Raw genomic sequence first — 12,454 nt, forward strand, 5'->3', positions numbered from 1 at the left:
TTCGAGGACAATCACCCATGGCTGATTTTCTAGGCATGATGAAGCAGGCGGCGCAGCTGCAATCCAAGATGCAGGAGATGCAGGACCAGCTTGCCAACGTCGAGGTCGAGGGCATCTCCGGCGGCGGTCTCGTCGCAGTGCGCATGACCGCGAAGATGGACGTCAAAGGCGTCAAGATCGATCCCTCGCTGATGAAGCCGGAAGAGAGCGAGGTTCTGGAAGACCTGCTCGTTACCGCCCTTGGCGATGCGCGCCGGAAGGCCGAGACTGCGATGCAAGAGAAGATGCAGTCGCTGACCGGCGGGCTCGGCCTGCCGCCGGGGCTGTTCGGCCAGTAATATGGGCGCGGTTGCAGGTCCTGAAATCGAGCGGCTGGTCCAGCTCCTGGCACGGCTGCCTGGCCTCGGTCCGCGCTCTGCGCGGCGCGCGGCGCTGCATCTGATCAAGAAGCGCGAGGCGCTGATGATGCCGCTGTCCTCGGCCATGCAGGTCGCGCTGGACAAGGTTCAGGTCTGCAAGACCTGCGGCAACATCGACACGCAAAATCCCTGCACCGTCTGCACCGACCCGAAGCGCGATCCTGCAATCATCGTCGTCGTCGCCGACGTGGCCGATCTCTGGGCGCTGGAGCGGGCAAATGCGACTCAAGGGCGCTACCATGTGCTGGGCGCGACATTGTCGCCGCTCGACGGGGTCGGTCCGCAAGACCTCACCATCGACGCGCTGGTCGCGCGCGCACATGACGCGCAGGTGCATGAGGTCATTCTCGCCCTCAATGCCACCGTCGACGGCCAGACCACGGCGCATTACATCACCGACCTGCTTCAGGACGCCAACGTGAAGGTGACGCGGCTCGCCCATGGCGTGCCGGTCGGCGGCGAGCTTGATTATCTCGATGAAGGTACGCTATCGGCTGCGATGCGGCAGCGCACCCTGTTCTAGCCATCCAGCCTTGACGGAACGGACGACATGACGAAACTTTTCGCCACACGATTGGCTTTGGTCGCGATGATGACGATGCTGGTGACGCCGGCCGTCTCCGCGCAGCAGGGCGACGAGGCGCCGCCGCCGTCCAAGCCCGGCAAGCCGATCAACACCGGCGATGTGCTGTCGGGCGAGTTGAATGCGATGAAAGTGCGCGACGTCAAGAACGCCGGCAAGCGGATTGCGATGTACCAGATCACCTCCGAGCCACGCCGCCTTCCAGCGCCGAACGGGCTTTGCAATCTCGAGACCGGGCCCGAGACCTTCCAGCTCGTTCCCAGCGGTAACGCGCAGGCCGCGCAGCTGAAGACGTTCGCCGGCAAGGAGATCTCGGTCAAGGTCGACGAGGTCGCCTGCGCCAACGATCCCGGCCAGATGAGCGAGGCCGTGATCACGAAGTGGAGCCTGATCAAGAAGCAGTAGGAGCGCGCGCTCCGCTCTCTGGATTGCTTCGCTTCGCTCGCAATGACGAAGGTGGAAGCGTCGACCTACACCCGCACCGGCCCCAGCGCCTCGAAATGCCCGCGTTTCTGCAGCCAGGCGAGCAGCACCAGGCTCGGGATCGCCACCAGCACGCAGATCATGAAGAACAGCGGCCAGCCCGTCGTGTCCGCCACGAAGCCGGCGCCTGATGAAAGATAGGTCCGCCCGACCGCCGCAAGCGCGGTGAGCAGCGCGTATTGTGTCGCCGTGTGCAGCGGGTTCTGGCACAGCGCCGAAAGGTAGGCGACGAAGATCACGGTGCCGATGGCGCTGGTGAAATTTTCGCAGGTGATGGCGAAAGCGAGCGCCCATTGACTGGTGCCGACGAATGCGAGCCAGGAGAACGAGAGGTTGGCGAGCGCCTGCACCACGCCGCCGATCCAGAGGCTGGTCGAAAGCGAATAGCGCCGCGCAACGAAGCCGCCGGCAAAGCCGCCGATCAGTGTTGCGGCGAGGCCAACGCCCTTCACGATCGCCGCATAGTCGTTTCGGGAGAAGCCGAGGTCGATCACGAACGGCGCCGTCATGGTGCCGGAGAAGGCGTCGGTAAATTTGAACAGCACGACGAAGGCGAGCGCGGCGAGTGCGTCCTTGCGCGTCAGGAATTCCGAGAAGGCGCCGGTCGCGGCGTGCAGCACGCGCACGAAGGCGGTCTCGGCCTTTGTCGCAGCTTCCGCCCGCACCGATTGCCCGGGCTCGGTTGCGACGAGCGCCGTGATCGTCCCGATCAGCACCATCGTCGCCATCACCACATAGCCCCACATCCAGGCCGACGTGCGGGCAATGCCGGTGCTCTCGAAGCCCGAGACGATAAACAGCGCGCCCGCGGTCGAGACCAGCATGCCGATGCGATAGGCCGCGACATATGATGCCATGCCGGCGGCCTGCTCGCTCTCCGGGAGGCTTTCGACGCGGAAGGCGTCGACCACGATGTCCTGCGTTGACGACATCGTCGCGACCAGCAGCGCGCCCAGCGCGACGTAGAACGGCGAGCTTGCGGGGTCGGTGAGCGCCAGCAGCAGGATCGCGATGATCAGCAGCAGTTGCGAGAACACCAGCCAGCCGCGCCGCCGCCCGAAAGCGCGGGTGAACAGCGGCACGTGCACCGCATCCACCAGCGGCGCCCACAGGAATTTCAGCGTGTAGGGCGTGCCGACCAGCGCAAATAGCCCGATGGTCTTGAGATCGACCCCGGCCTCCCGCATCCACACCAGGAGCGTCGATCCTGACAGCGCCAGCGGCAGCCCGGAGGAGAAGCCGAGGAACAGCACGATCAGCACCCGCGGTTGCAGGTAAACGGCAAGGCTGTCGCGCCAGGAGGTGGCGGGGGCGTCGGTGCCGGCGGGCGAGGTCGCGTCGGGTGCGGTCATGGGGTGGTGTTAGCAGATTCTGGGGGCGCTGCCTCTTTCCCTCGCCCCGTTCTTACGGGGGAGAGGGAAGTGCCTCACTCCCCCGCCTGGAGCTTCCTCGGGAACAGCTCCGGAGCACCTGTCGCCACCAGGTGCGGGCCTTCGGGCGCATCGGTCTTGCTGAAATCGAGCTCCTCGATTCTTCCTGCGCGCTTCTCGATCTTGTCGGCGGAGATCAGCACCTGGCGGACGTCCTCGTTGGCGTCGGCAAAGTGCTTCTGCAGTTTCAGCACGCGGTCGCGCAGGCGGCCGAGGTCGTCGCCGAGCTTGATCACTTCGGTGCGGATCTGGTCGGCCGCGTCGCGCATGCGCGCGTCCTTCATGATCTGCTGCATCACCTGGATCGCCAGCATCAGCAGCGAGGGCGACACCAGCACCACGCGGGCGCGGTAGGCCTTCTGGATCACGTCGTCGAAACCGTCGTGGATCTCGGCATAGACCGATTCCGACGGCACGAACATCAGCGCCATCTCCTGGGTCTCGCCGGTGACGAGGTATTTTTCCGCGATGTCGCTGACATGCTTCATCACGTCGCTGCGCAGCCGCTGCGCCGCGGTCCGCTTCTCCTCGTCGGTGCGGGCGTCGTGCAGCGCGGTCATCGCTTCCAGCGGGAATTTCGCATCGATGCAGAGCGGGCGCTGGTCGGGCAGGAACACAACGCAGTCGGGCCGCTTGCCGGTCGAAAGCGTGAACTGGAATTCGTAGGCACCCTTCGGCAGACCGTCCTGGACGATCGCCTCCATCCGCGCTTGTCCGAAGGCGCCGCGCGACTGCTTGTTGGCGAGCACATCGCGCAAGGTCGTTACCTGGGTGGTGAGGTCGGTGAGGTTCTTGTGGGCGCTGTCGATGATGCCGAGCCGCTCGTGCAGCGCGCGCAGGCTCTCCATGGTGTTGCGGGTAGAGTGCTCCATGGACTGGCCGACGCGGTGGGTCACCGAATCCAGCCGCTCGTTGACCGCGCGCGCCATCTCGGCCTGGCGGCCGGCCAGCGCCTGGGTCATGGCATCGACCCGGCCCGAGGACTCGCTCTGGGCGTGCAGCATCTGGCTGATGCGCTCCTCGAGCTCGTCGGCCCGGATGGCATTCGCCATCGCGAGTTCCGCGCCGCGCCGCCCTGACCTCGCGATCACGACCGCAATCATCACCAGCAGGATGAGGACCAGGACGCCGAAGCCGATCAGCGCATCGATGGTGCGCACCGGCCAGTCGCCGAGCATGAAAATGGTCTCGTTCATGCCTGTCCTTCTAGCCGATTCGCCTGGCGACACGAACGAATAGCGAACGTTTATGGTTAACTACCCCCTAATTTTCGTGGTTAACGAAACCTGAAGTTTTATGGTTAGCGGATCGTTAACGGAGTTCCCGGCCGGATTGACCGCATCCGGTGCGCAGCTTAAATCGCGGCCATGGCCCTCAGAGAAATCATCATCCTGCCCGACAAGCAGCTGCGTCTGGTCTCCAAGCCGATCGAGAAGGTCACGCCGGAGATCCGCAAGCTTGCCGACGACATGTTCGAAACCATGTACGACGCGCCCGGCATCGGCCTGGCGGCGATCCAGATCGCGCGGCCGCTGCGGCTCATCACCATGGATCTGGCCAAGCCGGACCAGGACGGCGAGACCAAGCCGGAGCCGCGAGTCTTCATCAATCCCGAGATCATCGCCTCCTCCGAGGATCTGTCGGTCTACGAGGAAGGCTGCCTGTCGATCCCCGAATATTACGAGGAGGTCGAGCGGCCTGCCAAGGTGCGCGTGCGCTTCACCGATCTCGACGGCAAGGTGCACGAAGAGGACGCCGAAGGCCTCTACGCCACCTGCATCCAGCACGAGATCGACCATCTCAACGGCGTCCTGTTCGTCGACTATCTGTCGAAGCTCAAGCGCGACCGCGTGATCAAGAAGTTCGAGAAGGCCGCCAAGCGGGCGGAGTGAGCGATTAGTAGCCAGGCACTCCACTCTGCTCCCTCCCCCCTTGCGGGGGAGGGCAGGGGAGGGGGGTAGACCAGCAAAAGGTGCTCCCGATCTGCGGAGTGCAAACAACAAGGCGCCCGCGCTCAAACCGAGAGAGCGCGTCGTGTGGCACCCCCCTCCCTAGCCCTCCCCCGCAAGGGGGGAGGGAACGTATCGAGTTCTTGTCATGCCCCTCCGTCTGATCTTCATGGGCACGCCCGATTTCTCCGTGCCGACGCTGCTCGAGCTCGTCGCGCATGGTCACGAGATTGCGGCGGTATATACGCGCGCGCCGAAGCCGGGCGGACGGCGCGGCCTGCAATTGCAGCCGACCCCCGTCGAGGAAGCCGCGCGAAAACTCGGCGTTCCCGTGCTGACGCCGAAGACGTTGAAGACGCCCGAAGCGCTGGAACAGTTCCGCGCCTTTGACGCCGACGCGGCCGTCGTCGTCGCCTACGGCATGATCCTGCCGCAGGTCATCCTCGATGCGCCAAAGCTCGGCTGCTACAATCTGCACGCCTCGCTGCTGCCGCGCTGGCGTGGCGCAGCTCCCATCAACCGCGCGATCATGGCGGGCGATGCCGAGAGCGGTGTCATGGTGATGAAGATGGATGTCGGCCTCGACACCGGCGACGTCGCCATGGCCGAACGGCTGGCGATCACCGACACCATGACCGCGGCCGATTTGCACGACCGTCTGTCCCGGCTTGGCGCCGATCTGATGGTGCGCGCGATGGCTGCGCTCGCCCGCGGCGGACTTCAGCTCCGGAAGCAGAGCGAGGACGGCGTGACCTATGCTGCCAAGATCGACAAGGCCGAGGCGCGGATCGACTGGACGAAGCCGGCGCGCGAGGTGCTGCGCCACATCCACGGCCTGTCGCCGTTCCCCGGCGCCTGGGCCGAGCTGGCCGGGCTGAGCGAAAATGTGCGCGTAAAAATCCTGCGGTGTGAACTCGCGAAGGGTTTTGGCGCGCCGGGAGCGGTGCTCGACGACCAACTGACGATCGCCTGCGGCGAGGGCGCCATACGCGTCCTCGAGCTCCAGCGCGAAGGCAAGGCGCGCATGCAGGCCGTGGACTTCTTGCGCGGTGTGCCTCTGAAGCCGCCGATGCGGCTGGCTTGATGCCCCGCTACAAGCTCACCATCGAATATGACGGCGCGCCGTTTTTCGGCTGGCAGGTGCAGGAGACGCTGCCGTCGGTGCAAGGCGCGCTGGAGGCCGCCGTGAAGGCGATGACCGGCGCGGATCTGCGCGTCCACGGTGCGGGCCGCACCGATGCCGGCGTGCATGCGCGCGGCCAGGTTGCCCATGTCGACATCGAGAAGCAGTTTCCGCCGGGCCGTTTTCGCGACGGGCTGAACGCGCATCTGCGGCCGCATCCGATCGCGGTGCTAGAGGCCGAGATCGTGCCTGATACATTCGAGGCCCGCTTCTCGGCGGTGAAGCGCCACTACCGCTACCGCATCGTTAACACCCGCGCCAATCTCGCGCTCGATATCGGCCACGCCTGGCGCGTGCCGCGCCGGCTCGACGCCGACGCGATGCACGCAGCGGCACAACACCTGCTTGGCAAGCACGATTTCACGACGTTCCGCGACACCGAGTGTCAGGCGAAGTCGCCGGAGAAGACGCTCGACCAGCTCGACGTGATGCGCGACGGCCGCGAGGTCACCGTCGTCACCTCGGCGCGCTCTTTCCTGCACAGCCAGGTGCGCTCGATGGTCGGCTCGCTGATGTGGGTCGGCGAAGGCCGCTGGACCGCGGACGATCTCTCGGCCGCGCTTGCCGCCCGCAACCGCGCCGCCTGCGGCATCGTCGCCCCTCCGGAGGGGCTGTATCTGATGAAGGTGGACTACTGACGCCTGGTCCCTCCCTGCAGGGAGGGAGAAACGAAGCCAGAGCTCAAGTCGTCCTGAACTGGAGCACGCCGTCCTTGGTTTCGGCCGTCAACCGGCCTTCGACGATCATGTAGTTGACGTGGGCGACGAGCTCGCCGGCGGCAAAACCCATCTGGTGCTCGTCCAACACGTGCTTGTTGAATACGACTGGCACCAGGGCCCGCGAGGTCTGCGGGACCTCGCGGCAGGCTTCCGCGATCAGGCGGCAACGCTCCTCGTGGTGATCGGCGAGCTGCTTGATGCGGGTCTTCAGTCCGTAGAACGGCACGCCGTGGCCCGGCAGCACCAGCACGTCATAGGGCAGCGTCGTGGTGAGGCTGGCGAGCGAGGCCAGATATTCGCCGAGCGAGTTCTGGTCGGGCTCGACCGCCCACACGCTGACGTTCGGCGAGATCTTGCTCAGCACCTGGTCTGCCGAGAGGAACAACTTGTCGTCGGCGCAATACAGCATCACCTGGTCGAGCGCGTGACCGCCGCCGGTGATCACCTTGAAGCGGCGCGTGCCAATCACGACGTCGTCGCCATGCGAGATGCGGCGATAGGACGGCGGCAGCACCGAGACGCGCTTGAGATAATCCTGGCCCCGGCCGAGCAGTTTTTCGGTGAGCGACTCGTCCATGCCGTGGCGGCGGAAGAACAAGCGCTGCGCCTCCTGCCGTTCCTCTGTGCCGCGGTTCTGGTGATAGACCGATTGCAGATACTCGACCTGCGACATCACCAGCGGGCAGCTGAACCGCTCGACGATCCACCCCGCCAGCCCGACATGATCGGGATGGGAATGGGTCACGATAAGGCGCGTGATGTTGACGCCCTTCAGCGGTCCGTCGAACAGCCTGGTCCAGGCCTCGATTGTCTCTTCATTGCCGAAGCCGGTATCGACGATGGCATAGCCGTCGCCGTCGGCGAGCAGGTAGATGTTCACATGGTTGAGGCGGAACGGCAGCTTCAGCCGCGCCCACAACACGCCCGGCTTCACCTCGACGACCTGTTCGGGGCCGGGATGTTGTTCCCAGGGGTAGCGCAGGGCCTCGGCGAAGGACTGCACAATGTCGCTCTTTGAGTTCATGCTACCGACTTAAACCCACTGGCTGCGGCGCGCCAGCCGAAAAAGGACGCGAGCTGGCCGCCGCATGGCGGTCATGCCGGACGGGTTTTTCCGCAGCCCGGATGGAGCGCAGCGCAACCCGGGCCTTTCTCGCTTGCGGCACTATCTCGGACTGCGCTCCGTCCGGGCCATGGGACGGCTGCTTACGCGGCCCGCATATTGTTGAGGAACGCGTCGATCTCTCCGCGCAGCATGTCGGCTTCGCGGCGGAGCGCGTCGGAGGCGCCAAGCACTTCGCTCGCCGCTGCGCCGGCTTCCGCCGAGGCGGTGGAGACGCCGACGATGTTGCTGGAAACCTCGCTGGTGCCGCCGGCCGCATGCTGGATGTTGCGGGCGATCTCGCGGGTCGCCGCGCCCTGTTCCTCGACCGCGGCCGCGATCGTGGTGGTGACGTTGTTGATCTCGCCGATGATCCGGCCGATGCCCTGGATGGCACCGACTGCCGAGGTGGTGACCTGCTGCATGCTGGCGATCTGGGCGCGGATTTCCTCCGTTGCCTTGGCGGTCTGGCTCGCCAGGCTCTTCACCTCGGAGGCGACCACCGCGAAGCCACGGCCGGCCTCGCCCGCGCGCGCCGCCTCGATGGTGGCGTTGAGCGCCAGCAGATTGGTCTGCGAGGCGATGGTCTGGATCAGGTCGACCACGACGCTGATGCGGCTGGCGCTGTCAGCGAGGCTCTGCACCGTGGCGTCGGTGGCGCCTGCCTCGTCGACCGCCTTTCTGGCGATCGCGGACGAGGTGACGACCTGCTTGCTGATCTCCTCGATCGAGGACGAGAGCTGCTCGGTGCCGGACGACACGGTCTGCACGTTGACCGACGTTTCCTCCGCGGCGGAAGCGACCGCGTTCACCAGCGCATTGGACTGGTCGGCGGTGTTCGACATGCTCTGTGCGGTCGTCTGCATCGAGTTGGCCGACTGCGCGAGATTGTCCAGCGCGGAGCGCACCGTGCCTTCGAATTCGGCGATCTTCGCCTCCATGCGTGCGGCACGCTCGGCCTTGGCGACGCGGTCCTTGTCCTGCTCGCTCGCGAGCGCGCGGGCCTCGATCATGCTGTCGCGGAACACGGTCAGCGTGTCGGTCATCGCGCCGATCTCGTCATTGTGCCTGGCGCGCGCGATCTCGGTGTCGAGATCGCCGGCCGAGAGTGACTGCATGGCGCGCTGCAGGCCGGTGATCCGGCGCAGGATGTTTCGTCCGACATAGAGCCAGACGAACAGGGCCGAGCCGACCAGCATGAGTGCGCCGAGGGCCAGCATCGCGGTCGTCGCCAGCGAGATCTCCTGCCGCGCCTGGAAGGTCGAAGCGTTGGTCTCCTTCTGCACGCCGTCGACGAGCTGCTGCACGCTGATGCCGAGGCCGACATTGAGCTTGCGGGTCTCGTCCAGGATGGTCTGGCCGTAGTCGATGGCGTCGAGCTCCTTCTGGCGGATCTTGAACACGCCCGTCTTGCCCTCGCCGAATCCGAACAGCTTTTGCACGGCGTCGCGCACCGCCTGCATCGAGGTCATGTTCGGCAGGTCCTCGAGGTTCGACTTGACGCGGTCGCGCGTCGCCTTGAACTCCTTCTCGATCGCCTCCAGCGTGTCGCTGTTGTTTGCCGAAAGCGCCGCCATCATGTCGGCGGCCATCAGATTGCCGTTGGTGGAGATCGTCGCGACCTGAGCGACGGTGCGGGCGGCCTCGGTGGCGTCATCGGCGGAAACTTCGGCTGCGCCGAGGATCGCGTTCAGGCGCGTCTGTGCGTCCAGCATCGCAGGACCGGCCGCGCCGACGAAGGTGAGCTGTGCCTTACGCAGCGCTTCATATTGCTTGTCATGCTGCGCGCCGGTATCGAGCCGCTCGCGCGCGGCCGACACCAGGCTCTGGGTCGCTTCGTCGATGCTCTTTGCGGTGTCGCGCAGCGCGGTCGCGATCTGCTTGTCGGCGCCGAGCTCGATGATCTCGCCGAGCTTGGCCATGGCGAGCTGCTGGATATTCTTTACGCTCTTGGTGCGCTCGTTCAGCGCCTCGTCCGAGGGCGATGCCAGCAGGCCCGGCCCCTGCGCCGCGAGCGTTGCGCTTTGCGATGCGAGTTGAAGGCTCGCGGAGAGGCGCGGAATGTCGCGCCCGCTCAGATCCATCATGGTGCTGCCGAGATGGTTGAACACGAAGCCGGCGCCGGCCGCGATCACGAGGCCCATGCCTGCGATCACCGCGAAGGCCGTGAACAGGCTGCCGCGCACGCCCCATTTCGGCATCTTGAAGCGAGGCCGGAAGCGGCTCACGAAACGGCCAGCACTGATACGGATCGCCATCGAAATTCCCCCACGCTCTTGCTTCTGTTCTGTGGCCGGCAGTATCGGCAGCGCCGGTTAAAAAATCGCAATTGGGGCAATTGCTTGGGTTCGTTCCGCACAGCGAAAAAAGAAGGGCCGGCAAACGCTGCCGGCCCCTCATCACGATAAGGTCTTGATAACCGTTCAGTAGCGCGCGGCGACCGGGCCGGCCCAATTGAAGCGGTAGTTGACGCCCGCCTTGATGGTGTGGTCGTCGGTGGTGAAGTTGCCGGTGCCCGCCAGCGGGCCTGCGGTGAAGTGCGCGTCGCCGAAATTATAGTACTGGTACTCGGCCTTGGCCGACCAGTTCGGGGCGAACATGTACTCGAGGCCGGCACCGACGGTGTAACCGTTGCGGTGATCGCCATCGATGATGAAGCCGGTCGGCACGCCGCCGACCGTCACCTTCTCGTTGTTGTCCGAATAGGCGTAGCCGCCCTTCACGTAGAGCAGGCCAGGACCCCAGGTGTAGCCGACCCGGCCGGTGATCGAGCCGAGGCCGCGCTGGTCGTTGGTGTAGGCGACGCCGCCCGGAAACACCGCGCCGACGCTGCCGGAGAGCCAGGAATACTGGCCTTCGACGCCGACCACGAAGTTCGGGTTGAACTGCCAGTCCGCACCGGCCTGCAGGCCGCCGAGGAAACGGCCATTGCCGTTGTTGCCGGTGGAGAGGCCGCTGAAATTGTTGTCGCTGGAGAACGCGCCACCGACATGCGCACCGAGGTAGAAACCGGTCCAGTTGTAGATCGGCGCGGCATAAGCCGGCGCGGGCGCCTTGTAGTAATTGCGGTTACCGAGATCGGCGCCGACGGCCGGCGCGGCAGCGCCCACCACGAGCAGCGCAACGGTCGCAAACAGAATCTTCTTCATAGTCCAAACTCCAACACTTAGGTCCCCGGCAGGCGCGCTTTCCGCGCCGTCGTTGGTTTTGCAGATAGCTCGCTTTTGACGAAAATGCTGTCACATGCATGGCACAGCGACAGCCAACCTAACTTATTGGGCTGTAAATGATTTTTGTGCTTAATGTCGGCTTAAGAAATGCTGAAGGAAGGCTTAACTTCGTGCCCCGCAGGTAACTTGTCGCGCCTCTTGTTAACCAAGGCGCCGACGCGCCTCATCGCGCATCTGTTCGCGAAAAGCCGCGCGCTTTGCGGGCCGGTCTTCCTCGCGTACGTCGTGACGATCGAAGATGTCGAACTTCTCCAGGATCGGATAGCGCTCGCTCGCCATCGCGAGCACGCGCAGCACCTTGGTCGCCGACGGCGTCGGGCCGCTCACCTCCCAGCGCCTGATGGTGTCGGCGCCGCCCTTCTCCGGCAATCCGCACAGCCTGGCCATGTCGACCGCGGTGAGCTTGCGCTCGAGGGCGTCGGAGAGGTCGGCGCGGAGTTGCTTCAGTTCGGGGCCGGTCATGCTGCTTGCGTCCAGGGAAGTCACTGAAGGCAATGCACTAGCGCTGATTCGGGTCGATCCGAAGACAGGCGTGATCATGATAGTGTGTCCCCGCCGGTCGAGCGTCAGCGAGGGGAAATGGCATGCCTGTTTTCAAGCTGCCCCTGTCGGGGGATGTCGTCCAGTCGATCTATCCATCGTTTTTCAGTCCTGCCGGCGGCCAGTTCGGCCTCGTCAACATCACGGTCGGGCAATCCTCGGCGCCCGATGTCGAGAAGGACGTGCTGTCGGACGTCGCCGGCTACGGCAAGCAGATCGGGCAAATCGCCGATGCGCTGCTGGCCGTGATCGAGCACCTGGAGGCGAGGCCAGATCAAGCGCTCGCTGACGACAAGGCGATCGCCGCATTCAAGGAACTCATGCATTCGGTCGCGACCGTGAAGGAGCGGCATGGCCGCCATGCCTGCCGGCCGAAGCGGCGGTAAACGCGGTGCGACCATGCTCCGGCACATTTGCGTTCGCACGGAGTTATGATCCTGTGCCCATGGAAATTGCCCGAGGAATGAGCACATGGCACGGGGGGCCGCTAGCAACCGAGGGATCAACCATGACAAGCCTCAAATTCGCCATTGCCGCGCTCATGACGGCCGGGCTGCTCGCCGCGCCGTTTGCGGCTGAAGCGAAGAAGGCCCGATCGAGCCGACATCACAGCACGAGCGTCGTGGCTCCGACCTATCGCGGCGCCGGCGCGCCGGCGGTGCAGCCGGGGGCGTCCTACGGGGCGTCCGGACAGACGGTCGGCACGGTCACAGCGCCGTCGGTCGGAACGTACAATTGGCCGTCGGTCGGCGTGACCAATTCGGTCCCGACCTGGAGCAACACCACGAGATAGAGAACACCTCTGGTGCGAGCCGA

Annotated in this window: 14 protein-coding genes; 8 read left to right on the forward strand and 6 right to left on the reverse strand. The window is 65.2% G+C overall.

The window, feature by feature from the left end; genetic code table 11:
• Positions 1–17 precede the first annotated feature (17 nt).
• From NR187_RS01470 to NR187_RS01480, 3 genes are read left to right on the forward strand one after another with little or no spacing between them, the layout of a single operon-like run.
• Complete coding sequence (locus NR187_RS01470; protein WP_211381897.1) at positions 18–338, forward strand: YbaB/EbfC family nucleoid-associated protein; 321 nt, start codon at positions 18–20, stop codon at positions 336–338.
• A gap of 1 nt (position 339) precedes the next feature.
• Positions 340–942 carry a recombination mediator RecR gene (gene recR / locus NR187_RS01475; protein ID WP_211381898.1) on the forward strand — a complete coding sequence of 201 codons (603 nt, stop codon included), beginning with the start codon at positions 340–342 and terminating at the stop codon, positions 940–942.
• Positions 943–969: 27 nt separating this feature from the next.
• On the forward strand, positions 970–1,407 hold the full coding sequence (locus NR187_RS01480) for a hypothetical protein (protein ID WP_211381899.1): 438 nt from the start codon (positions 970–972) through the stop codon (positions 1,405–1,407).
• Between the two features lie 65 nt (positions 1,408–1,472).
• Here NR187_RS01480 and NR187_RS01485 read toward each other — a convergent pair whose 3' ends face one another.
• Entirely contained in the window at positions 1,473–2,837 is a 1,365-nt protein-coding gene (locus tag NR187_RS01485; RefSeq protein WP_256805562.1) for an MFS transporter, read from the reverse strand.
• A gap of 74 nt (positions 2,838–2,911) precedes the next feature.
• Positions 2,912–4,111, reverse strand: a complete 1,200-nt coding sequence (locus NR187_RS01490; protein ID WP_211381901.1) for a DNA recombination protein RmuC — start codon at positions 4,109–4,111, stop codon at positions 2,912–2,914.
• Positions 4,112–4,282: 171 nt separating this feature from the next.
• Between NR187_RS01490 and def the strand changes: the two genes are divergently transcribed.
• The 3 genes from def (at position 4,283) to truA (ending at position 6,685) form a co-directional block, all read left to right on the forward strand.
• Entirely contained in the window at positions 4,283–4,807 is a 525-nt protein-coding gene (gene def / locus NR187_RS01495) for a peptide deformylase (protein WP_211381902.1), read from the forward strand.
• Positions 4,808–5,012: 205 nt separating this feature from the next.
• On the forward strand, positions 5,013–5,948 hold the full coding sequence (gene fmt, locus NR187_RS01500) for a methionyl-tRNA formyltransferase (RefSeq protein WP_211381903.1): 936 nt from the start codon (positions 5,013–5,015) through the stop codon (positions 5,946–5,948).
• Positions 5,948–6,685, forward strand: a complete 738-nt coding sequence (gene truA, locus NR187_RS01505; protein WP_211381904.1) for a tRNA pseudouridine(38-40) synthase TruA — start codon at positions 5,948–5,950, stop codon at positions 6,683–6,685. Before fmt ends, truA begins: the two co-directional genes overlap by 1 nt.
• Before the next feature lie 43 nt (positions 6,686–6,728).
• Here truA and NR187_RS01510 read toward each other — a convergent pair whose 3' ends face one another.
• From NR187_RS01510 to NR187_RS01525, 4 genes are all read right to left on the reverse strand, one after another.
• Positions 6,729–7,790: an MBL fold metallo-hydrolase gene (locus tag NR187_RS01510; RefSeq protein WP_211381905.1), complete on the reverse strand. Its 1,062-nt coding sequence runs from the start codon at positions 7,788–7,790 to the stop codon at positions 6,729–6,731.
• A gap of 182 nt (positions 7,791–7,972) precedes the next feature.
• Positions 7,973–10,126: a methyl-accepting chemotaxis protein gene (locus NR187_RS01515; protein ID WP_211381906.1), complete on the reverse strand. Its 2,154-nt coding sequence runs from the start codon at positions 10,124–10,126 to the stop codon at positions 7,973–7,975.
• A gap of 165 nt (positions 10,127–10,291) precedes the next feature.
• Positions 10,292–11,017: an outer membrane protein gene (locus tag NR187_RS01520; RefSeq protein WP_211381907.1), complete on the reverse strand. Its 726-nt coding sequence runs from the start codon at positions 11,015–11,017 to the stop codon at positions 10,292–10,294.
• Between the two features lie 222 nt (positions 11,018–11,239).
• The gene (locus NR187_RS01525; protein WP_211381908.1) at positions 11,240–11,560 is read right to left on the reverse strand and encodes a hypothetical protein; all 321 of its coding nucleotides are present in this window, start codon (positions 11,558–11,560) and stop codon (positions 11,240–11,242) included.
• Between the two features lie 122 nt (positions 11,561–11,682).
• On the opposite strand from NR187_RS01525, the gene NR187_RS01530 reads away from it, so the two are divergent.
• The gene (locus NR187_RS01530) at positions 11,683–12,024 is read left to right on the forward strand and encodes a hypothetical protein (protein ID WP_256805563.1); all 342 of its coding nucleotides are present in this window, start codon (positions 11,683–11,685) and stop codon (positions 12,022–12,024) included.
• A 122-nt stretch (positions 12,025–12,146) separates the two neighbouring features.
• On the forward strand, positions 12,147–12,431 hold the full coding sequence (locus NR187_RS01535; RefSeq protein WP_211381910.1) for a hypothetical protein: 285 nt from the start codon (positions 12,147–12,149) through the stop codon (positions 12,429–12,431).
• The last annotated feature ends 23 nt before the right edge of the window (positions 12,432–12,454 follow it).

The sequence above is a fragment of the Bradyrhizobium sp. Bra64 genome, from assembly GCF_024519875.1.
Taxonomy (GTDB): domain Bacteria; phylum Pseudomonadota; class Alphaproteobacteria; order Rhizobiales; family Xanthobacteraceae; genus Bradyrhizobium; species Bradyrhizobium japonicum_G.

Coding starts and splice junctions, on each gene's coding strand:
- NR187_RS01470 (WP_211381897.1), top strand. CDS start 18: ATGGCTGATTTTCTAGGCATGATGAAGCAGGCGGCGCAGCTGCAATCC.
- recR (WP_211381898.1), top strand. CDS start 340: ATGGGCGCGGTTGCAGGTCCTGAAATCGAGCGGCTGGTCCAGCTCCTG.
- NR187_RS01480 (WP_211381899.1), top strand. CDS start 970: ATGACGAAACTTTTCGCCACACGATTGGCTTTGGTCGCGATGATGACG.
- NR187_RS01485 (WP_256805562.1), bottom strand. CDS start 2,837: ATGACCGCACCCGACGCGACCTCGCCCGCCGGCACCGACGCCCCCGCC.
- NR187_RS01490 (WP_211381901.1), bottom strand. CDS start 4,111: ATGAACGAGACCATTTTCATGCTCGGCGACTGGCCGGTGCGCACCATC.
- def (WP_211381902.1), top strand. CDS start 4,283: ATGGCCCTCAGAGAAATCATCATCCTGCCCGACAAGCAGCTGCGTCTG.
- fmt (WP_211381903.1), top strand. CDS start 5,013: ATGCCCCTCCGTCTGATCTTCATGGGCACGCCCGATTTCTCCGTGCCG.
- truA (WP_211381904.1), top strand. CDS start 5,948: ATGCCCCGCTACAAGCTCACCATCGAATATGACGGCGCGCCGTTTTTC.
- NR187_RS01510 (WP_211381905.1), bottom strand. CDS start 7,790: ATGAACTCAAAGAGCGACATTGTGCAGTCCTTCGCCGAGGCCCTGCGC.
- NR187_RS01515 (WP_211381906.1), bottom strand. CDS start 10,126: ATGGCGATCCGTATCAGTGCTGGCCGTTTCGTGAGCCGCTTCCGGCCT.
- NR187_RS01520 (WP_211381907.1), bottom strand. CDS start 11,017: ATGAAGAAGATTCTGTTTGCGACCGTTGCGCTGCTCGTGGTGGGCGCT.
- NR187_RS01525 (WP_211381908.1), bottom strand. CDS start 11,560: ATGACCGGCCCCGAACTGAAGCAACTCCGCGCCGACCTCTCCGACGCC.
- NR187_RS01530 (WP_256805563.1), top strand. CDS start 11,683: ATGCCTGTTTTCAAGCTGCCCCTGTCGGGGGATGTCGTCCAGTCGATC.
- NR187_RS01535 (WP_211381910.1), top strand. CDS start 12,147: ATGACAAGCCTCAAATTCGCCATTGCCGCGCTCATGACGGCCGGGCTG.